Consider the following 19,343-nt stretch of genomic DNA (forward strand, 5'->3'; position numbering starts at 1 on the left):
GAAATCTTGATCGGCAACGACAGTTACCGGATCGCCGCATCGGCCCTATTTCCCAGCAATTACGCGGGCATCGATGGGGAGGGTGGGATGCTTCAGATTCGCAAATCATTGGCAGCCGTGGCGACCGTCATCGCGGTTGCCGTGTCGTTATCATCCTGCACGACGAGCTCAAGCGATCGGGTTCAGACCGGTTCGGTCGGATATGGCAGTGCCGACTTTTCGCTCCGGCCGGCCTGCCGCTCCGGATTCGGCAACGATCGTCCTTGCAGCTATTAGAGGGAACGGCTGCTCGACGGCGAGCTCAGGAGATGATCTGTCGGAAGCGGAAATTTCATCCCGCCTCAGCTCTGTCGTGAGCGTTCAAAATAGCGATACACGATGTCCTTGACTTCGCTTGAACTGAACCCCGACACCCATTTGTGCGGTATCGCGACGGTCCTTTCAAGAGGCTGCCGCTTGCGCAACTGTTCAAGCATCTCCGGTTCAGCCTCCTTGCTCACAGTCAGATAGATAAATCCCGCCTGCCCGGTCTCTGGGATATCGACCCGTTCGATCATTGACCAAGGGATGAGCTTCGGCAGCCTTTGACCAGCGATGCCGTCGGGCCCGATCACCATTGTGGGCTTCGTGAAGTCCACTTGCCGAGCCTTTAGCGCAACATAAACGATGACGCCGAGGAACACGATCGCGAACAGGCCCTCTCCGACACCGCTCGTAGGTCTGCTCATTTCGATCTGCCCAAGGGCGATCAGTGCGAGGTAGACGAAAATGAGTGCCATGACGCCAAGGACCATGAAGAGCGCTCTGACGCTTCCTCGCAATACCAGAATTGGCTGGGTGGTGTTCGGGTCGCCGGCGGCGGGAGAATGTTCATCGGTCATGTTTGAAATCGATCTTTAGGTTAGGTCTCGTTTCAGATGAGAAAACCATTTCATGACGCCTGCTCGACCCAGTATTTTATCACCATCAATGCAGCCGCCTTGCTGAGCAGGACATCGCGCTCCTCCGTCAAATCTTCTTCGAAACGCTCGCATAGCTTTTCATAGACGGCGAAAAGAGCAGCGTTATCGTCTCCACGATAACGCTGCTCTAAGCGAACGATCGTTGACATCAACTCGGCCGTAGTCGGTATGGATGCCATTCTGACCTCCTGAAGCAGCCAACGGAATTAGTTAGCTTCACGTCTATTGGAAAATCGTTACGAACACCGACAAGCGTGTTACACAGCCGAAATGTTGCTCTAGGAAAGACAGTCATGCGGTATCTTCGGTCAGGGCCGCGTCGGCTTCACACGCAGGAGATGGGCGCGCCGCGCGCCAAAACGGTGGGTCTGAGGTCGGGGGAGATCGCCGACCGGAATATTCGCGTCATTCTGGAGGCCATCCGCCGGCATGGGCCGCTGACGCGCACCGAGCTGGGGCGGCATAGCGGGCTGACCGGGCCTGGCATTACCAATATCCTGCGGCGGCTCGCCGAAGAGAAGCTCGTGACGTCGAACCGGCGCAACGGGCTTGGCGGCGGGGCGACGGCCACGGAATTCGCGCTGCGGCCGGAGGGCGCGTTTTCGATCGGCGTCAAGCTTCGCCGGACGCGCGGCGAGATCGTGCTGATCGATCTCAGCGGCCAGGTGCATGACCGGGTCTATTTCGACGTGGAACCGGAAGACGGGGTCGGCGCGGTGCACGCGGCGGTGAGGGACATGGCGGATCGCCATGCGACATTGCCGATTGTCGGGCTCGGGATCGCCGCCAACGATTGGAATGATGCGCTGAGCGAGCAGCTCTCCGCGATGTCGGCGATCTCGCGCCTCTACGTCGAGAACGAGTGCACGGCGAGCCTGCTTGCCGAGCGCACGATCGGCAGCTCGACGCCGGAGGGCGGGCTCGCGATGATCATCATCGATGACGACGTGCAGGCCGGTTTCCTCATTCGCGGCATTCCCTATTCCGGCGTGCATGGACGGGCGGGCAGCATCGGCGAAATGCTGACCGGGCCTGATAATCTCCAGCTCAACACCGTCGTCGGTTTTTCCTCCCTGCGCTCACGCATCGGCGACGAGGACTTCGCGCGCCTGCTCAAGGGCGAGGAGTTCTCCTCGCCGTCGCTGTCGCAATGGATACGCGAGGCGGCCGGCCATCTGCTCGACCCGATCATCGCCATGGCCGGCTTCATCGCCCCGAGCGTCGTGATGATCGGCGGCGACCTGCCGCAGGGCGTGATCGAAGCGCTGATCCACCAGCTCTCCGTCGAGCGGCGCGACACCTCGACCCGGCCGTTGCTGACGCCGTGGATTTCGCCGATGCGGCCGGCAAGCTTCAGCGGCGGCGGCGTGGCGCTGGGTGCTGCCCTCCTGCCCTTCCTCAACACGCTGCTGCTGCCGCCGGCTTCTGCATGATGATCAAGTCAGCACCTCGTCGGCGTGGCTGAGATCGGAGGCGAGCGCCTTGTCGAGCACTTTCTGGATGTTGGCCGCGCGGCGGAAGGACGGCTCCTGGGTCTTGCCCGCCCGCACGGCCTGGACGAAACGCTGGTAGTTCGTCTCGACGGGATCGAAGGGCACGTCGCGCCAGGTCGCGGTGTGCACGTCTTCGCCGAGACAGGCGCGCAGCGTCGATTTGCCGGTATCGTAGATCATCTCGATCGAGCCGGTTTCGCCGTAGACCCGGAGGCGCAGCTGATCCATCTGGCCGGCCGCCGTGCGCGTCGCCTGGATCGTGCCGATCGCGCCATTGGTGAAATCGACATTCATCGTGAAGCTGTCATTGGCGTCGAGATCATAGTCGCCGATCTTATCGTCAGGCGCCTTGCTGAAGGTTTTCAGCCGCGCGAAGACATGGGCGACGTCGAGGCCGGAGCCGTAGGAGGCGAAATCGACGATATGGATGCCGATGTCGCCGAGCGCGCCGTTCGAACCGTGCTTCTTGCTCAGCCTCCACAGCCATTTGCTTTCGCTCTTCCAGTCGCCCCAGTGGCGGCCGACCAGCCAGCTTTGCAGGTGCGATGCCTCGACATGGCGCACCGCGCCGATCTCGCCGGCGAGCACCATCTGCCGGCCCTTCTGCAGCGCCGGCGAATTGCGGTAGGTGAAATTGACCATGCCGACCTTGCCGGCCCGCTCGATCGCCTCGGTCATTTCCATCGCCTTGACCGCATCGGTGGCGAGCGGCTTTTCGCAGAAGACATGTTTGCCGGCGGCAATCGCCTGAAGCGTCGTCGGGTGGTGGATGCTGTCGGGCGTGACGTTCGCCACTGCATCGAATTCGCCCCAGGCAAGCGCCTCCTCGAGCGAGGTGAAATGGTTGGCGATGCCGTGTTCGGTGCAGAAAGCGGCGAGCCGCTCCGGGACGACATCGACGCCGCCGACGACGCTGACGCCTTCGATCGCCTTGAAGCGCGCGGCGTGCTGGTTAGCCATGCCGCCGGTGCCGAGAATGAGTAAACGCATCTTCTCCTCCATGGACAGTTTCCGGCCGCATGCAGCCGGGCAAAACCAAACCTCGCCATCGCGGCCATCCGCGATCGCTCGTGCTTTTCAGGAAAATTGCGGGGGCGATGCGCCGCGCGTCTCTGCTGGACGTCCCATCACTTTAATTTGGCGCGTATCCCTTCCGAAAACCGGGACGCGCGCTAGCTGCTGTTGAATGTCGCCAGCATCTCAACCTCCCAAGCTCTGGCTTGACATCAAATCAAAGTAACTTAATCTAATTAATGCAGCACGGAAATGAGGAGAGGTCAACCGACCGCCAGGCTGTATTCGTTCAAAATGGGGAGGAGACCCATCATGAAGAGCGCAACCGTCAGCGCATTGGCGCTGAGCACTATCTTATTTTCAGCATCGACGATTTTTGCCCAGGAACTTGCCACCAAAGACCGGATCGGCCTTGCCGATGCGGCCAAAACCCTCGTCGTCCGCCTGACGAACGACAGCCCGAACAATTCCGATCCCGCCATCGCCGAGGGCTACCAGAAGCTCTTCGTCGATTTCATCAAGAAGCATCCGGACTGGAAATTGCAGATGCAATTCATGTCCTCCGACATCGGCACCGAACAGGCCAAGATGCTGGAGCAGGCCAAGGCCGGCAATGCGCCGGATTGCGCCGCCGTCGATTCCTTCGTGCTGTCGCAGTTCATGGTCAACAAGGTGCTGGCCGATTTCACGCCCTATTTCTCCAAGGAAGAAGTGGACGATCTCTTCCCCTTCATCCGCAGCGGCATCACCGACAAGGACCAGACGGTGCGCGCCTGGTGGTGGGATACGGACCTTCGCGTGCTCTACCGCAACAAGTCTGTCGTCGCGGATGCGCCCGCCACCTGGGACGACCTGAAGAAGGCTGCGCTCGCCTCCACCAAGGAAGGCATGGAAGGCGTGCTCTTCAACGGCGGGCGATGGGAAGGCACGACCTTCGACTGGCTCGCCAATTATTGGGCGCTCGGCGGCAAGCTCGTCGACGACAGCGGCAAGCCGGTCTTCGGCGAAGGCGAGAACAAGGAGAAATTCCTGAAGGCGCTGAACTACTTCAAGGATCTCGTCGATTCCGGCGCGGCCCCCAAGCGCGTCACCACCATTGCCAACTACGACGACATGAACGCGGCGGCGGCAGCCGCGACGACGGCGCTCTTCATCGGCGGCAACTGGCAATATGCGCAGTTGAAGTCGACGCTCGACGAGGAGGAATTCAAGAACTGGACCTTCTCGCCGATCCCCGGCCCGACCGCCGACCAGAAATCGACAGGAACCGGCGGCTGGACGATCGCCTCCTTCAGCAAGGACAAGGACAAGGTGGAGATGTGCGCCAACCTGGCGCGCGAGGTCTATATGGGACCGGCCAACGCCCTGCAGCAGCAATTGCCGACCCGCAAGTCGCTGTTCGACAAGTACGAGGTCTTCTCGACGGAAGCCAACAAGACCTTCGCCAATGCGCTGGTCGACGGCCAGGCACGCCCGGGCGTGCCGATCTATCCGGAGATCTCGAACCAGATCCAGATCATGATGGGCGACGTGCTTTCGGGAACGAAGAAACCCGAAGAAGCCCTGGACGCCGCATTCAGCGCGGCGATGGAGGCTTACAAGCGTCTGTGACGTTAGGGATCGCGGCTTGCCCCTCATCCGGCTGCCGCCACCTTCTCCCCGCTTGCGGGGAGAAGGGAACATGCCGCAAGCTCTCCGTTCCCATCCACCTCTCGCGGGGCAACGTCCCCTCTCCCCGCGAGCGGGGAGAGGGTTAGGGTGAGGGGCAGCCATCCGCACGAACGGGGACAGAGAAGCCAATGAGCCCTATTGCCATCGAGGCTGACAGCCCGCCTCAAAGCAGAACGTTCATGCGCCGGTTCGCCGGTGCGCCGCTGCCCTGGATCATGCCCGTGATCATCGTCATCGGCATATTCTACCTCTATCCCGTCATCGATGTTTTCCGGCTGTCCTTCACCAATGCGACGCTGATCGGCGACACCCAGGATTATACGCTGGGCTCGATCGCCAATGCGCTGAGCTCGCCGCAACTGCCCGACATTCTCTGGGCGACGCTGATCTTCGTCGGCGGCAGCGTCATCGGCCAGCAGATCCTCGGCCTTGCGGTCGCCGTCACCGTCATTCGCGGCGAAAAGCGCGGGTTGTTCGGCACCACGATCCTGAGGACGACAGCGCTCGTCGCCTGGGTGGTGCCGGGCATAGCAGGCGGCATCATCTGGCAGATGCTGTTTTCCGAAGCGCCTTACGGTGCGCTGAACAGCATTCTGAGGCTGATGCACATGCCGACCGTCGCCTGGCTTTCGGACCCGGCAATGGCGCCCTGGTCGACGCTGATCTCGAACATCTGGCGCGGCACGGCCTTTTCGATGGTCGTCATGTATGCGGCGCTGAAATCGATAGACCCCTCGCTCTACGAAGCGGCGGAGGTCGACGGCGCCAGCGCCTCGCAGCAGTTCTTCTTCGTCACGCTGCCGCAGCTGCGCGCCGCCATCCTCGTCAACATGATCCTGATCACAATCCAGACGGTGAACACTTTCGATGCGATCATCACGCTGACGGGCGGCGGACCGGGGCGCGCGACCGAAGTGATCTCGCTCTACGTCTTCAACATCGTGTTCCGAAACTACGATCTCTCCGGCGGCAGCGTGCTCTCCGTGCTGATGCTGATCATCAGCCTCGGGCTCGCCTTCGTCTATGCGTCGTTCCTGCCGAAGGAGGAAGAGCAATGAGCGGACGCACCGGAAGCCGGCTCGGCGATGCCATGAGCTATCTCTTCATGCTGGTGATGTTCGTCTTCTTCGCCGGCCCCCTCACCTATCTCCTGTCGATGGCGCTGCGTGACAAGCGCGAGGTCTATCGCGGCGCGGCGCGTTACATTCCCGACAATCCCACCATCCAGAATTTCATCACCGTTCTCAACAACAGCTATTTCCCGATCTATCTCTGGAACGGCCTCAAGCTTGCGGCCTTGAGCGGGCTCGGCGTGCTGATCGTTGCGTTGCCCGCGGCTTACGCCTTCTCCCGCTTCCAGTTCCGCGGCAAGGGCCTGTCGATGATGGGGCTCCTGCTCTTCCAGATGATCTCGCCGCTCGTCATCATGGTGCCGCTCTATCGCTACATGAACCGCCTCGGCCTGCTGGACACGCATTTCGCCGTCGTCATGGTCTATATCGCGCTCGGCGTTCCGCTCGCGACCTGGCTGTTGAAAAGCACGGTCGACGGCATTCCACGCAGCCTCGACGAGGCGGCGATGATCGACGGCTGCAACCGCTTCTCGGTCTTCTGGCGCATCATCCTTCCCCTGTCGGCGCCGGGCATCGCTTCCGTCTTCATCATCACGGTCATTGCCGGCTGGTCGCAATTCCTCGTGCCTTTCCTGCTGCTCACCAAAAATGACCTGATGCCGATCGGCGTCGGAATCTTTAACTTCCGCGGCATGCAGACCGACTCGTCCATCCAGCTGCTTGCCGCCGCCTGCCTGATCTCGGTCGTTCCGGCGATCGTGGCCTTCCTGTCGCTCCAGAGGCTGATCCTTGGCGCGATGACCAGCGGCGCGGTGAAGGGATGAAGAGGTCTGCTTCACTCTCCACGTATGCGGAAGGATTGAACGCATGAACCAGACACTCGGCGCCAGGCTCTCTCCCGATCTGACGGGCGCCAATGTCGAAGACGCGGGCGAACACAACAGGGCCGTCGTGCTCCGCTGCATCCACCGCCAGGCGCCGATTTCGCGGGCCGAGATCGCGAGACGTACCGGCTTCACCAAACCGGCGATCGCCCGCATCGTCGATCGTCTGCTCGACGAGGGCCTGATCATGGAAGCCCGCCGGCGGCATGGGCTGAGGGGCCAGCCGGCGATCGAGCTCGAAATCAATCCGGACGCCTATTTCGCGATCGGCATCAACATCGACCGCGATCATCTGACGATCCTCGCCGTCGACGCCGTCGGCAACGTGCGCGCCCGCGTGCACCACGAGAAACGCTTCATCCTGCCGGCGGAATTCATGCAGCTGACATCAGATGCGATCTCGCATTTCCAGCGCAGCCGGCTGATCGACGATGCGCGCCTTGCCGGCATCGGCCTGGCCATGCCGGATTGGCTGGGCGAAATCTCGCTGCTCGGCAAGCCTGACGCCTATCAGGAATGGACGGAATTCGACGTGCGCGCAGCGCTTGAAAACCTGACGCAGCATCCCGTCTTCATCGAAAACGAAGCCAATGCCGCAGCCCTTGCCGAACTGGATTACGGCCTCGGCGCGGAGAGCAGCAGCTTCTTCTATATAGCCGTCAATGCCTGCCCGGGCGGCGGCCTCGTTCTCGACGGCAACGGCCATCGCGGCGCCATGGGCCTCAGCGGCGAGATCGGCTGGCTTCCGATCGCCGATGGTGACGGAGGGGCGCAGAAGGTCCAGCTTCTCGGCGAGATCTTCTCGCTGTTCTTCCTCTATGATTTCCTGGCAAAGCACGGCGTCGAGGTGCATTTCCCGCAGGATCTGCTGACGCTCGATGCGCGCGGCAAGCGCCTCGTTTCGCAATGGCTGAAGGAAATGAGCGCGCATCTGGCCGTCGCGGTCAAACATATCGCCATGATCGTCGATCCCGATGCCGTGCTCGTCGGCGGCCGGCTGCCGATCCGCATCGTCGATGAATTGCTGCGCTATGTGCACGAACATCTCGACGCCGAGGACACGAACCTGCCCTCGCTGCATCGCGCCTCGATCGGCGAGGACGCTTCGGCCATGGGCGCGGCCGCTATGCCGATGGCGGCAGCGCTGATGCTCGCGTCGGCTGATGTGGCCCAACGCACCCGCTCGCCACTCAAGAATATGGATCGACTGAACAGTTGAAACGGCCGAAAGGCCCGGGAGGATATGGTGAAGATCGGCTTCTATACCTCGACATTCAATGACCGCCCGTTGGAGGAAGTGGTGGATTTCGCCGCCTCGGCCGGTTTCGAAGCGATCGAGATCGATGTCGGCGGCCATATCAAGACGCCCGACCGGGTGGAGGACGCCGTTACGCTGGCAAGAAGCCGCAGCCTCTTCGTCTCCTCGATCACTTTTTTCGGCAACCAGCTCGATGCCGACCGCGACAAGCGCCGGGAGCTTCGGGCGAGAACTACGGAATTTGCCAAGGCGATCGCCGGCGCCGGCGTTCCGATCTTCGTGATCTTCCCCGGCCGGGACGACACGGCGAGCGAGGAAGCCAACTACGACGACTTTGCTGATTTCGCGAACGGGCTGATCGCAGAGTCGCAGGCAAGCGGCCTCACCTTCGCCATCGAGAACTGGCCGGGTCCCAGAGATAATTTCATCGGGACGACGCCGAGGGGATGGCAGGAGCTTTTCCGCCGGATTACCGACCGCCGCTTCGGCCTCGAATTCGATCCCTCGCACCTCATCCGCATCGGCGTCGATCCCTATCGGGCGCTGGAGGCGCTCAAGGACCGCATCGCCATTCTGCATGCCAAGGATACGGCGATCGACGCCGAGGCCCTGCAGGCGCTCGGCTATCACAGCAAGGGCTGGTGGCAATACAAGCTGCCGGGGCTCGGTCTGCTCGATTGGCCGCGTTTCCTCAGGCAGGCGCGCGGCTACGGTTTCGACGGCACGCTGTCGATCGAGCACGAGGATGCCGCTTACGGCTGGCCTGGCAAGGACCTGGCCGCCCGCAAAGAGGGCGAGCGTCTCGGCCTCGATTATCTCAAGAGTGTCTTGAACGGACTTTGACGGCGAATTCGGGAGGAGTTTCATGGCCCATGTTTCGGTCAGCAATGCGCGCAAGGATTACGGCGCGTTCAAAGCCATCAAAGGCGTGTCGGTCGATATCGGCGACGGCGAATTCGTCGTGCTGGTCGGCCCATCCGGCTGCGGGAAATCGACGCTTCTCAGGATGATCGCCGGCCTTGAAGGCATCACTTCGGGCAAGATCCAGATCGGCAGGCACATCGTCAACGAGCTTGCGCCGAAGGATCGCGACATCGCCATGGTGTTCCAGAACTACGCGCTCTATCCGCATATGACGGTGGCCAAGAACATGGGCTTCTCGCTGCGGATGAAGCGCATGCCGAGATCGGAGATCGATCAGCGGGTCGGCAATGCGGCAAAGATCCTCGGGCTGGAAAGCCTGCTGGAGCGCTATCCCAAGCAGCTTTCGGGCGGCCAGCGGCAGCGCGTCGCCATGGGCCGGGCGATCGTGCGCGATCCCGCCGTCTTCCTCTTCGACGAACCGCTGTCGAACCTCGACGCCAAGCTCCGCGTGCAGATGCGCTCGGAAATCAAGGAGCTGCACCAGCGCTTACAGACGACGACGATCTACGTCACCCACGACCAGATCGAGGCCATGACCATGGCCGACAAGATCGTCGTCATGAAGGACGGGCTGATCGAGCAGTCCGGCTCGCCGCTCGAACTCTACGACCGCCCGAGCAATCTGTTCGTCGCCGGCTTCATCGGTTCGCCGGCGATGAATTTCATCCAGGGCACGATGACCGAGGACGGGTTCCGCACCGAGGACGGCCTGCTGCTGCCGAGCGAGCGCCGGCCGAAAGATGCCGTGACCTACGGCATCCGTCCCGAACATATCATGCTCGACCCCGAGGGCATCGAGGTGACGACAATCGTCGTCGAGCCCACCGGCTCGGAAACGCTCGTGCTCGTGCGGCTCGGAGGGCAGACGCTGACCTGCGTCTTCCGCGAGCGGATCAGGGCCGCCCCCGGCGACGTGCTGCGGATCGCGCCCGGTCACGACACCGTTCACCTGTTCGGCGCCGACGAGCAGCGCATCACGACAGGCGAAACGCCGCTGAGTTAAGCCCGCCGAATGACCCCTCCCCTTCGGCCGGGCACCGCCGGGGGCGCGTTATCAGCGCCCCCGGCCCAAATTCCCGGTCATTCCAGACATCATGCAGCAAGCGCCAAGTGCTTGAACGAGCACCGAAAAGGTTAATATGCGTTAACCTTAAATTTCTTGGCCGGTATCGGAGAATCGCGGATAATAACGTTTACAGGGGCTTTTGAGCCCGAAAATCGTTATCCGAGAGATTGCTGCCGATGAACGCTAATTCGAACGCCTTGAAGGCCGCGCCGCTGCATTTCGAGGATCAGATTCTCGAGCACGGCGACGTGATTTCGAAGAAGCTGCATCTGCTCCGCGTGCAGCGCTTTCCGCCGAACGCGAAGAAGACGTTGCGCAGCTTTTCCCTCGCCGAGGTCGCCAATTACGTCGGGGCGTCGCAGAGCACGCTGAAGAAACTGCATCTCGAAGGCAAAGGCCCCTGCCCCCGGACCTCGCCCTCCGGCCGCCGCTCCTACAGCGCCGAGCAGATGCTGGAGCTGAGGCGCTATCTCGATGCGCATGGCCGCTCCGAAAGCCGCATGTATGTGCCCCATCGCCGCGGCCATGAGAAATTGCAGGTGATCGCCGTCGTCAACTTCAAGGGCGGCTCGGGCAAGACGACGACAGCGGCCCATCTTGCCCAGCACCTGGCGCTGACCGGCCATCGCGTGCTGGCCGTCGATCTCGATCCGCAGGCCTCGCTCTCTTCCCTGCACGGCTTCCAGCCGGAATTCGACCAGGCCGCCTCGCTCTATGAAGCGATCCGCTACGACGGCGAGAAGAAGCCGCTTTCCGAGATCATCCACAAGACGAATTTTCCCGGCCTCGATATCGTGCCGGCCAATCTCGACCTGCAGGAATATGAATACGATACGCCGCTCGCCATGGCAGACAAATCGAGCAATGACGGCAAGACCTTCTTCACCCGCATCTCGCGCGCGCTCGCGGAGGTCGACGACCGCTACGACGTCGTCGTCATCGATTGCCCGCCGCAACTCGGCTATCTCACGCTGACGGCGCTGACGGCGGCGACGAGCGTCTTGATCACCATCCATCCGCAGATGCTCGACGTCATGTCGATGGGCCAGTTCCTGCTCATGCTCGGCGGCATCCTGAAACCGATCCGCGCCGCCGGCGCCGAGGTGAACCTCTCCTGGTATCGCTATCTCATCACCCGCTACGAGCCGACCGACGTGCCGCAGGCGCAGATGGTCGGCTTCATGTCGACGATGTTCCACGAATTCATGCTGAAGAACCAGATGGTCAAATCGACGGCGATCTCGGATGCCGGCATCACCAAGCAGACGCTCTACGAGGTCGAACGCGCCTCGATGAACCGGGGAACCTATGATCGCGCTCTGGAGGCGATGGACGCGGTCAACGCGGAGATCGCCGGCCTCATCCACCAGGCATGGGGGCGGTGAATTTGTCGGCTGACAAATTTGCCGTTTCCTTGAAGCAAATCAATGCAATGACCGCAATCGGAGAACGCTGATGGCACGGAAGAATCTGCTGGAAGGGCTGGCCGATATGCCCGACGAGAACGCGGGCACTGCGAATTATCCGATGCGCGGCGCGGGCCGGTCGCTCGTCCGCTCGCTGGATGAACTTGCCAAGCAGGCGGAGAAATTCCTGGAGGGCGAGGCGGTGGTCGATCTCGACCCCGATCTCGTCGAGGCCTCCTTCGTCAAGGATCGTCTGTCCGAGGATGACGAGGATTTTCACGCGCTGGTGGAAGCGATCCGGGCGCGCGGCCAGGACACGCCGATCCTGGTGCGTCCTCATGCCAGGATCGAAGGGCGTTATCAGGTCGTCTTCGGCCATCGGCGCCTGCGCGCCGCCCGCGCGCTCGGCCGCAATGTCCGCGCCGTCGTCAAGGCGATCGACGACCGGACCCATGTCATCGCCCAGGGTCAGGAGAATTCGGCCCGCGCCGACCTCACCTTCATCGAGCGGGCGCTCTTTGCCAGGCGGCTCGAAGAACTCGGTTACGACAGGGAGGTCGTCTCGACGGCGCTCGCCGCCAATGCGGCTTCGGTCTCGAAGATGCTGTCGGTCATGGACCGCATCTCGCCGGAGGTCGTCCAGGCGATCGGCCCCGCGCCCGGCGTCGGCCGCGAGCGCTGGGTGGAGCTTTCGCTGCTCGCCGGCAAATCGGCCAATGCGGCAAGTGTCGCCAAAGTCCTGCAAGACGACAACTTTCATCAGCTACCTTCCGACAAACGTTTCGAAGCGCTCCATGCGGCGCTCAACAAAAGCGCGCGGCCGGTCAAGAAAACCGTCGCCGTGAGGAAGGTGAAATGGCAGCCGCTAGACAAGGCGGTGCAGGCGGAAATGAAGAATGACGGCAAGGCGTTCTCGCTCTCGATGAAGGCGAAAAATGCCGGCCGCTTCGGGGGATTTCTCTCCGGCAGGCTGGATGCGCTCTATGAGCAATTCCTCGCCGAGGAGGGCAAACAAGGAGACTGAAACCGCAAAAGAAAAAGGCCCCCAAACGAACGAGTCGTGGAAGCCCTTCTCACATCCTTAAGCAAGACAGAGAATCGCATTTTCACGAATCCCAGTCAAGAGTCCAGCAGCGCCTCCGCGTCTTTTCAGACGCGTAAGTGATGCTGCGGCACTTTTCTTCCTCGCATCGTTTCGGTGAGCGGATTTCTTTTGCCTGATGAGAGGTGAAGGAAATGGAGAGTGACTATGTGACGACGCCCTTCGGGCGGCGGCCGATGTCGCTTGCCATGCTGCTGAAACAGCGGCGCGGCGAAGCAATCGCGGCCGGAACGACGCGCAACAAATGGAAACTGTTCCGAGCGGTCTGCGAGGCGCGGGCAGGGCTCGAGGTGACGGACCGGGCGCTGACGGTGCTCGATGCGCTGCTGACATTTTATCCCGAGGACGAACTCTTCAGCGAAAAGCCGCTGGTGGTCTTTCCCTCCAACGCGCAGCTTTCCCTCAGAGCCCGCGGAATGGCCGCCGCGACATTGCGCCGGCATCTCGCCGTGCTGGTCGAAGCCGGCCTCATCTCCCGCAAGGACAGCCCGAACGGCAAGCGATATGTGCGCCGCGGCCGGGAAGGCGGGATCGACGAGGCCTACGGCTTCAGCCTCGCCCCGCTTCTCGCCCGCGCCGGCGAGATCGAGACGATGGCGGCTGATATCGCCGCCGACCGCCAGATGCTGCGCGGCATGAAGGAGCGGCTGACGATCTGCCGCCGCGACATCGCCAAGCTGATTTCCGCAGCCATCGAAGAAGCCGTTCCCGGCGGTTGGGAGCGCATGTCTTCGATGTTCCAGGCGATCCTGCAGCGCATTCCGAGGGCGGCAAATCTGGAAAACCTCGCGCCGATCCTGGAAGAACTCGAGGCAACCCGCGAAAATATCGTCAACCTGTTGGAACTGCATGAAAAAATGCGGATGCCGAGCACCAGTGAATCCCAGATTGAGCGCCACATACAGAATTCTCACCCAGAATCCCTATCTGAATCTGAACCGGGTCTGGAAACGGAGCAGGAGGAGCAGGCCGACCGAAATCATCAGCCGGGAACGAAGCCGAGCAAGGACAGCTTGGAAGCGCAAGCCGATGGCGGGGAGGGACCGCCTTTTGCCATCCGGACGAGAGCCGGAAAACCGAAATCCTTCCCGCTCGCCATGGTTCTCCAGGCCTGCCCCGACATTGCCGATTACGGCCCGGGCGGTGCGATCGGCAGTTGGCGCGATCTCATGACGGCTGTTATCGTCGTGCGCAAGATGCTTCACGTCAGCCCCTCGGCCTATGAGCAGGCGTGCTCGGTGATGGGACCGGAAAACGCCGCCACCGTCATGGCCTGCATCCTGCAAAGGGGAGGGAGCATTACTTCCGCCGGCGGATATCTCCGGGACCTCACGCGGCGCGCCGAGCGAGGCGAGTTTGCGCTAGGTCCGATGCTGATGGCGCTGCTGCGGGCGAAAAGCTCGGCTGTCGCCAGGGTTAGCTGACGGCGTTCTTCCTGCCGCGCAGAAGGGCGGCGCGGATCTGCTCGCTCTTGCTGATAACGGGAGGGGGAAGCACCACGGGCGCCGGCTCGGGCTCCTCGGTCTTGGCGGCGGTGTGCTTGAGGCTCAGGAAACGCTTCTGGGCGACCAGGCGGTCTTCCTCCGATAGCGCTTCCACCGGCTCGCCGTCGAGGTTATGGCGCATGGAATCGGGCTGGGCGCTGGCGAAATAATAGCGGCGGCAGTGGACATAGGCAGCGGTCGCGCGCCTTAGCGTCGTCACGCCGGCATCGGGCTTCAGGAGCGGGCGCAGCTCGTTGAACAGGCCGACGGCGAAGGGGAGGACCGGATCGCCGGGCTTGGCCGGAAGCACGCCGACCGGCCGGATCAACAGCGTGTTGATCGCGTTTGCCTTCTCCACGTCGAGCTCGGTCGCCGCGATCGGCCCGCGGCTGATCTTCCAGGGTTTGTCCATGCATCCTCCATAACGGCCGACTGTGATGGTATCTTGACGGAGAGGGTAGATAGAGGCGCAGGTCGCACATTGCTAGCCCTGGGGCAAGCCCGGCGCGAGATGCCGTTTCCGGGCGGATACAGGCCGGCCTGATCCGCCTGCCATGTATATAATCGTTTTTTGTCGCGGAAGTGCATTGACCTCCCGCATCGATTACACTTCTTATCCGCGCGCAAGATGAGTGACCGGCCGCGGGGAGGATGTATGCGGGTTTTCTCGAATATTGAAGAGCTGCGCCACACGCTCGATGCGCTGAAGCGGCAGGGGCGCACCATCGGCCTCGTTCCGACGATGGGTTATCTCCATGCCGGCCATCTCAAGCTCGTCACGCGTGCGCGGGCGGAAAACGACATCGTCGTCGTCTCGATCTTCGTCAATCCGCTGCAGTTCGGCCCGGCCGAAGACCTCGGCAAATATCCGCGCGATCTCGAACGCGATGGCGCCATGCTCAAGCAGGCCGGCGTCAATTTCCTCTTCGCACCCGGCGTCGAAGACATGTATCCCCGCCCGATGAAGGCGGTGGTCGACGTTCCCGATCTCGGCCGCGAGCTCGAAGGCGCGGTCAGGCCCGGGCATTTTGCCGGCGTCGCCACCGTCGTCTCCAAACTTTTCAACATCATCCAGCCGCAGACCGCCTATTTCGGCGAGAAGGACTACCAGCAGGTCGTCATCATCAAGCGCATGGTGGAGGATCTCGCCATGCCGGTGCGGGTGATCCCGGTACCGACGGTGCGCGACAGCGACGGCCTCGCCCTATCCTCGCGCAATGTCTATCTCAACCCCGATGAGCGGCGCGCGGCGGTGATCGTGCCGCAGACCCTCGACGAGGCCGAGCGCCTCGTCGCCGAGGGCCTGACCGATGCGCAGGACCTCGAGGCGAAGCTCACCGCCTTCATCGGCCGCGAGCCTCTGGCGAAGGCCGAGGTCGTCGCCGTCAGGGATGCCGAAACGCTGGCGCCGGTCGCCTCGATCGAAGACCCGGTCGTCGTGGCGCTCTTCGTGCGGATCGGGACGACGCGATTGCTTGATAACCGAGTGATCCGCAGCCGGGCGAGCGGGAACGACAAAGTCATCCGGGACAACCGGATCGCCGGCCAACCGGGAAAGGGAGTGACGAAATGAGCGCCACCGGATCTCAGAAGCGCCTGACGCCGACGCGCATCGCGGCCATGAAGGGCGGCAAGCCGATCGTCTCCCTCACCGCCTATACGACGCCGATGGCGCGCCTCCTCGATGAGCATTGCGACCTGCTGCTGGTCGGGGATTCGCTCGGCATGGTGCTCTACGGCATGGAGACCACGATCGGCGTGACGCTCGACATGATGATCGCCCATGGCAAGGCGGTGATGCGCGGCGTCGCCCATGCCTGCGTCGCCGTCGACATGCCCTTCGGCAGCTATCAGGAATCGAAGGAGGCCGCCTTCCGCAACGCCGTGCGCATCATGCAGGAAACCGGCTGCGACGCCGTCAAGCTCGAAGGCGGCGAGGAGATGGCCGAGACCATCGCCTTCCTGACCAAGCGGGGCATTCCCGTGCTCGGCCATATCGGCCTGATGCCGCAGCTGGTCCATACATCAGGCGGCTACCGCTCGGTCGGCCATTCCGAACACGAGACCTCGAAGATCCGCCGCGACGCACATGCGATCGGCGGTTCGGGCGCCTTCGCCGTCGTCATCGAGGGCACGGTGGAGCCGCTCGCCCGCGAGGTGACATCAGCCATGCACATCCCCACGATCGGCATCGGCGCCTCTTCGGCCTGCGACGGCCAGATCCTGGTCTCCGACGACATGCTCGGCCTCTTCAACGATTTCACCCCGCGTTTCGTCAAACGCTACGACGAACTCGGCAAGAAGGTCGCCGACGCCGCCGCAGCCTATGCCGACGAGGTGCGCTCGCGAAAATTTCCGGCAGCCGAACATACGTTCAAGCGCCGCAGCTGAGGCGGGGACGCCTGCCGGCCAGTCGCGCGGGATATCCACAATGAGACCGGACTATACGATTCGCGTCGGAAAATTTCCCCTGTCGCCGCCGGGCGGCAGCGCGTTTCCCTGTCGTTAAGGTTGGCGCCATAGCCGTGTTCGAAACCGAAGAGAAATCTGAGTTTCGAGCCGATGCCCATGACACGCCGTTCGTCTTTCCTGTCCCGCCTGATCGAAAACCGCGACGGAGCCGTGGCGATCGTCGTCATCCTGGTCGCGGTGCCCATGCTCCTGGCGGTCGGCGCGTCCATCGACTACATCAGAGCCTATAACAGCCGCACGGATCTGCAGTCGGCCGCGGACTCGGCGGTGCTGGCCGCAGCCGCGAAATATAAATCCGGAATGCCCGAGGCGACGATCTCAAAGACGATCGACGCCTTCCTGTCGGCCAATGGAAAGCTCGAGACGGCTGTCGTCGGCGAGCCTGAGGTGGCGAGCGACGAGTCGGAACTGTGCCTTAACGTATCGGACGCCGTCCCCACCACCTTCATGAAAGTGGCCAATATCCAGTCCCTCCCGATCTCCATCCGGTCCTGCGCGGCTTTGCCGGGGGTGAAGCAGCTGGAGATCGCGCTGGTTCTCGACGTGTCGAGCTCGATGATCGAGGAGAACCGCTTCACACCGATGCAGACCGCGGTCGCCAGCTTCCTCCAGGCCTTCTCGTCCAACGCCTCGCTTGTCGACAAGACCAAGATCTCGATCGTGCCCTTTTCCAGCCGCGTCAATTTCGGCATGGCGCATACGGACTGGCTCAAGTCCTATAATGGAGCGGCTGCGGTTCCCAAACGCTGGACCGACCCCAAATCCGTCTACACCTCCTCCAGCTACACGCTCTCTTATTGGATCGACGGCGTCACGCCGCTCATGTCCACCTCCAAGAATTATTACTGGATGGGCTGCATCGAGCCGCGCGCCGACGTCGAGGTCAAGGACACGGGCGCGATCGACGACGGCATGAGCGACGCGCCGCCTGCGACCTCCGCCTTCGTCGCCATGGACGCCAATCCCAAATCGGGAACGAGCTTCTGTCCGCCACCGGTCACGCCGCTGACCGGCGACTTCGCCTATCTGAAAAAGGTCGTGACCAACCTGACCTCCGAAGGCTCCACCCGGCTGGATGCGGGCGTGGTCGCGGGATGGTACACGCTGTCGCCGAAGTGGAAGGGCGTCTGGGGAGACGAAACCTCGCCCGCGGAGGTTTCCGATTCCGTCCATAAGGTCATGGTGTTCATGACCGATGGCGAAATGAATACCAAATACGACCCGAACGGCAAGTTCGACTGGATCTGCTCTCAAACGCAATCATCGACATGCAACACCGTCGCCACCTCGGCGATGCAGGCCGCATGCACCGCGATGAAAAAGAGCGACATCGAAATCTATACGCTGTCCTACAGCGCCGATGCCGACGTGGTGAACATCCGCAACTGCGCCACCAACGGCGCGCATTTCTTCACCGCCTCGCCGGCGACGATCAAGACCGTCTATGAGACCATCGCGGCTGCGATCCGTGGGGATACTTTGCGGCTGACACAGTAGCGGCGACATTTGCCGGTCCGGGCGAAGACCCCTCCCGAACCCGACAACCATCCTCCCTCACCCGCCCGCATGCTGCCCGCGCATCGTCTCGGCCGAGCGGCGCACCGCTTCTGCCACCTCCTGCAGCTGCTTGGCCATCGGCGTCGAATTGCGCCAGACCATGCCGATCGTTCGCGAGGGCTGCGGCGAGGGGAAGCGGGAGATCGAGACTTGGGCCGAGCGCGTTTCGATGGGAACGGCCATTTCCGGGATCAGTGTCACGCCGATGCCGGCGCCGACCATCTGGACGAGGGTGGAGAGCGAGCTGCCTTCCATGATTTCCCGCGGGCGGGCAGGGCCCACCTTGCAGAAGGACAGCGCCTGGTCGCGGAAGCAGTGGCCCTCTTCGAGCAGCAGCAGCCGCATTTCGCGCAGCGCCTCGCGCTCCGGCACCGGCTTGTCTCCATCCTCCTGCCGCCGGACCAGCACGAATTCTTCCCTGAAAAGCTCGAGTTCGGTGAGCGAGGGTTCCGACACCGGCAGCGCGACGATCGCCATGTCGAGCTGGCCCTGCGCCAGTTCCTGAACCAGCTTGCCGGTCTGCGTCTCGCGCACCTCGATCTGAATTCCGGCGAAGCTTTTGTTGAGATCGTTTATAATGGCCGGCAGCAGATAGGGCGCGATCGTCGGGATGATGCCGATGCGCAGCCGCGTGAGGAAAGAATCGCGCGAGGCGCGGGCAAATTCGCCCAGTTCGTCGACGGCGCGCAGGATGTCGCGGGCCCTGAGCGCGAAGGTCTGGCCGAAGGGGGTGAGCTTCACTTCACGCGCACTGCGCTCGAAGAGCTCGCTGCCCAATTCCTGCTCGAGTTCTTTGATCTGCATGGAGAGCGCCGGCTGGGAGATGGCGCAGGCATCGGCGGCGCGGCGAAAACGGCCGTCCCTTGCCAGGGCTTCAAAATAACGCAGCTGTTTCAGGGTAAGATTCTTCATAAGCTCAGCTTATCGCAGCAATCAGTAAATCCAACTTAAAATTATTGAACGCTTCCGATATGAAG

General features: G+C 62.3%; 19 protein-coding genes. 14 read left to right on the top strand and 5 right to left on the bottom strand.

The window, feature by feature from the left end; translation table 11 throughout:
• Nucleotides 1-87 precede the first annotated feature (87 nt).
• A complete protein-coding gene (locus tag ATY78_RS15635) occupies nt 88-276 on the top strand; it encodes a hypothetical protein (protein WP_088683228.1) in 189 nt (62 codons plus the stop codon).
• A gap of 65 nt (nt 277-341) precedes the next feature.
• Here ATY78_RS15635 and ATY78_RS15640 read toward each other — a convergent pair whose 3' ends face one another.
• Both ATY78_RS15640 and ATY78_RS15645 read right to left on the bottom strand, forming a co-directional pair.
• Complete coding sequence (locus ATY78_RS15640; protein ID WP_088683229.1) at nt 342-881, bottom strand: hypothetical protein; 540 nt, start codon at nt 879-881, stop codon at nt 342-344.
• 50 nt (nt 882-931) lie between these two features.
• A complete protein-coding gene (locus ATY78_RS15645) occupies nt 932-1,141 on the bottom strand; it encodes a hypothetical protein (RefSeq protein ID WP_088683230.1) in 210 nt (69 codons plus the stop codon).
• 114 nt (nt 1,142-1,255) lie between these two features.
• On the opposite strand from ATY78_RS15645, the gene ATY78_RS15650 reads away from it, so the two are divergent.
• Complete coding sequence (locus tag ATY78_RS15650) at nt 1,256-2,395, top strand: ROK family transcriptional regulator (protein ID WP_088683231.1); 1,140 nt, start codon at nt 1,256-1,258, stop codon at nt 2,393-2,395.
• A 3-nt stretch (nt 2,396-2,398) separates the two neighbouring features.
• Here ATY78_RS15650 and ATY78_RS15655 read toward each other — a convergent pair whose 3' ends face one another.
• Complete coding sequence (locus ATY78_RS15655; RefSeq protein ID WP_088683256.1) at nt 2,399-3,445, bottom strand: Gfo/Idh/MocA family oxidoreductase; 1,047 nt, start codon at nt 3,443-3,445, stop codon at nt 2,399-2,401.
• Between the two features lie 336 nt (nt 3,446-3,781).
• On the opposite strand from ATY78_RS15655, the gene ATY78_RS15660 reads away from it, so the two are divergent.
• The 9 genes from ATY78_RS15660 to repC all read left to right on the top strand — a co-directional run bounded on the left by ATY78_RS15660 (nt 3,782) and on the right by repC (nt 14,277).
• A complete protein-coding gene (locus ATY78_RS15660; protein ID WP_088683232.1) occupies nt 3,782-5,080 on the top strand; it encodes an ABC transporter substrate-binding protein in 1,299 nt (432 codons plus the stop codon).
• Nucleotides 5,081-5,268: 188 nt separating this feature from the next.
• A complete protein-coding gene (locus tag ATY78_RS15670) occupies nt 5,269-6,198 on the top strand; it encodes a sugar ABC transporter permease (RefSeq protein ID WP_088683233.1) in 930 nt (309 codons plus the stop codon).
• Nucleotides 6,195-7,037 (top strand): carbohydrate ABC transporter permease, encoded by an 843-nt coding sequence (locus tag ATY78_RS15675; protein ID WP_088683234.1) that lies wholly within the window; start codon nt 6,195-6,197, stop codon nt 7,035-7,037. The genes ATY78_RS15670 and ATY78_RS15675 overlap by 4 nt, the downstream gene beginning before the upstream one ends.
• Nucleotides 7,038-7,080: 43 nt before the next feature.
• Nucleotides 7,081-8,316, top strand: a complete 1,236-nt coding sequence (locus ATY78_RS15680) for an ROK family transcriptional regulator (RefSeq protein ID WP_088683235.1) — start codon at nt 7,081-7,083, stop codon at nt 8,314-8,316.
• Nucleotides 8,317-8,343: 27 nt separating this feature from the next.
• Entirely contained in the window at nt 8,344-9,198 is an 855-nt protein-coding gene (locus tag ATY78_RS15685; RefSeq protein WP_088683257.1) for a sugar phosphate isomerase/epimerase, read from the top strand.
• A 22-nt stretch (nt 9,199-9,220) separates the two neighbouring features.
• A complete protein-coding gene (ugpC, locus tag ATY78_RS15690; protein ID WP_088683236.1) occupies nt 9,221-10,282 on the top strand; it encodes a sn-glycerol-3-phosphate ABC transporter ATP-binding protein UgpC in 1,062 nt (353 codons plus the stop codon).
• 239 nt (nt 10,283-10,521) lie between these two features.
• The gene (gene repA, locus ATY78_RS15695) at nt 10,522-11,730 is read left to right on the top strand and encodes a plasmid partitioning protein RepA (protein ID WP_088683237.1); all 1,209 of its coding nucleotides are present in this window, start codon (nt 10,522-10,524) and stop codon (nt 11,728-11,730) included.
• A 70-nt stretch (nt 11,731-11,800) separates the two neighbouring features.
• Nucleotides 11,801-12,775, top strand: coding sequence for a plasmid partitioning protein RepB (repB, locus tag ATY78_RS15700; protein WP_088683238.1), 975 nt, complete (start codon nt 11,801-11,803; stop codon nt 12,773-12,775).
• Nucleotides 12,776-12,987: 212 nt separating this feature from the next.
• Entirely contained in the window at nt 12,988-14,277 is a 1,290-nt protein-coding gene (gene repC / locus ATY78_RS15705) for a plasmid replication protein RepC (RefSeq protein WP_088683239.1), read from the top strand.
• Here the strand turns inward: repC and ATY78_RS15710 are convergent.
• Complete coding sequence (locus tag ATY78_RS15710) at nt 14,270-14,749, bottom strand: ProQ/FINO family protein (RefSeq protein ID WP_088683240.1); 480 nt, start codon at nt 14,747-14,749, stop codon at nt 14,270-14,272. The genes repC and ATY78_RS15710 overlap by 8 nt on opposite strands.
• Before the next feature lie 243 nt (nt 14,750-14,992).
• Here ATY78_RS15710 and panC point away from each other — a divergent pair, with 243 nt between their 5' ends.
• The 3 genes from panC (at nt 14,993) to ATY78_RS15725 (ending at nt 18,306) form a co-directional block, all read left to right on the top strand.
• Complete coding sequence (gene panC, locus ATY78_RS15715; RefSeq protein WP_088683241.1) at nt 14,993-15,910, top strand: pantoate--beta-alanine ligase; 918 nt, start codon at nt 14,993-14,995, stop codon at nt 15,908-15,910.
• Nucleotides 15,907-16,728, top strand: a complete 822-nt coding sequence (gene panB, locus ATY78_RS15720) for a 3-methyl-2-oxobutanoate hydroxymethyltransferase (RefSeq protein ID WP_088683242.1) — start codon at nt 15,907-15,909, stop codon at nt 16,726-16,728. Before panC ends, panB begins: the two co-directional genes overlap by 4 nt.
• 177 nt (nt 16,729-16,905) lie before the next feature.
• Nucleotides 16,906-18,306, top strand: a complete 1,401-nt coding sequence (locus tag ATY78_RS15725) for a VWA domain-containing protein (protein WP_245313585.1) — start codon at nt 16,906-16,908, stop codon at nt 18,304-18,306.
• A 57-nt stretch (nt 18,307-18,363) separates the two neighbouring features.
• On the opposite strand, the gene ATY78_RS15730 is transcribed toward ATY78_RS15725, so the two are convergent.
• Entirely contained in the window at nt 18,364-19,278 is a 915-nt protein-coding gene (locus ATY78_RS15730) for a hydrogen peroxide-inducible genes activator (protein ID WP_088683244.1), read from the bottom strand.
• Between the last annotated feature and the right edge of the window lie 65 nt (nt 19,279-19,343).

It is taken from the genome of Rhizobium sp. R635 (genome assembly GCF_002211285.1).
Taxonomy (GTDB): domain Bacteria; phylum Pseudomonadota; class Alphaproteobacteria; order Rhizobiales; family Rhizobiaceae; genus Rhizobium.

Excerpts from the sequence above, each read along its gene's own strand:
- ATY78_RS15660 (WP_088683232.1), top strand. The coding sequence starts at position 3,782 with ATGAAGAGCGCAACCGTCAGCGCATTGGCGCTGAGCACTATCTTATTT.
- ATY78_RS15635 (WP_088683228.1), top strand. The coding sequence starts at position 88 with ATGCTTCAGATTCGCAAATCATTGGCAGCCGTGGCGACCGTCATCGCG.
- ugpC (WP_088683236.1), top strand. The coding sequence starts at position 9,221 with ATGGCCCATGTTTCGGTCAGCAATGCGCGCAAGGATTACGGCGCGTTC.
- ATY78_RS15655 (WP_088683256.1), bottom strand. The coding sequence starts at position 3,445 with ATGCGTTTACTCATTCTCGGCACCGGCGGCATGGCTAACCAGCACGCC.
- panC (WP_088683241.1), top strand. The coding sequence starts at position 14,993 with ATGCGGGTTTTCTCGAATATTGAAGAGCTGCGCCACACGCTCGATGCG.
- ATY78_RS15650 (WP_088683231.1), top strand. The coding sequence starts at position 1,256 with ATGCGGTATCTTCGGTCAGGGCCGCGTCGGCTTCACACGCAGGAGATG.
- ATY78_RS15640 (WP_088683229.1), bottom strand. The coding sequence starts at position 881 with ATGACCGATGAACATTCTCCCGCCGCCGGCGACCCGAACACCACCCAG.
- ATY78_RS15710 (WP_088683240.1), bottom strand. The coding sequence starts at position 14,749 with ATGGACAAACCCTGGAAGATCAGCCGCGGGCCGATCGCGGCGACCGAG.
- ATY78_RS15645 (WP_088683230.1), bottom strand. The coding sequence starts at position 1,141 with ATGGCATCCATACCGACTACGGCCGAGTTGATGTCAACGATCGTTCGC.
- repC (WP_088683239.1), top strand. The coding sequence starts at position 12,988 with ATGGAGAGTGACTATGTGACGACGCCCTTCGGGCGGCGGCCGATGTCG.
- repA (WP_088683237.1), top strand. The coding sequence starts at position 10,522 with ATGAACGCTAATTCGAACGCCTTGAAGGCCGCGCCGCTGCATTTCGAG.
- ATY78_RS15725 (WP_245313585.1), top strand. The coding sequence starts at position 16,906 with ATGACACGCCGTTCGTCTTTCCTGTCCCGCCTGATCGAAAACCGCGAC.
- ATY78_RS15670 (WP_088683233.1), top strand. The coding sequence starts at position 5,269 with ATGAGCCCTATTGCCATCGAGGCTGACAGCCCGCCTCAAAGCAGAACG.
- ATY78_RS15730 (WP_088683244.1), bottom strand. The coding sequence starts at position 19,278 with ATGAAGAATCTTACCCTGAAACAGCTGCGTTATTTTGAAGCCCTGGCA.
- ATY78_RS15680 (WP_088683235.1), top strand. The coding sequence starts at position 7,081 with ATGAACCAGACACTCGGCGCCAGGCTCTCTCCCGATCTGACGGGCGCC.
- panB (WP_088683242.1), top strand. The coding sequence starts at position 15,907 with ATGAGCGCCACCGGATCTCAGAAGCGCCTGACGCCGACGCGCATCGCG.
- repB (WP_088683238.1), top strand. The coding sequence starts at position 11,801 with ATGGCACGGAAGAATCTGCTGGAAGGGCTGGCCGATATGCCCGACGAG.
- ATY78_RS15675 (WP_088683234.1), top strand. The coding sequence starts at position 6,195 with ATGAGCGGACGCACCGGAAGCCGGCTCGGCGATGCCATGAGCTATCTC.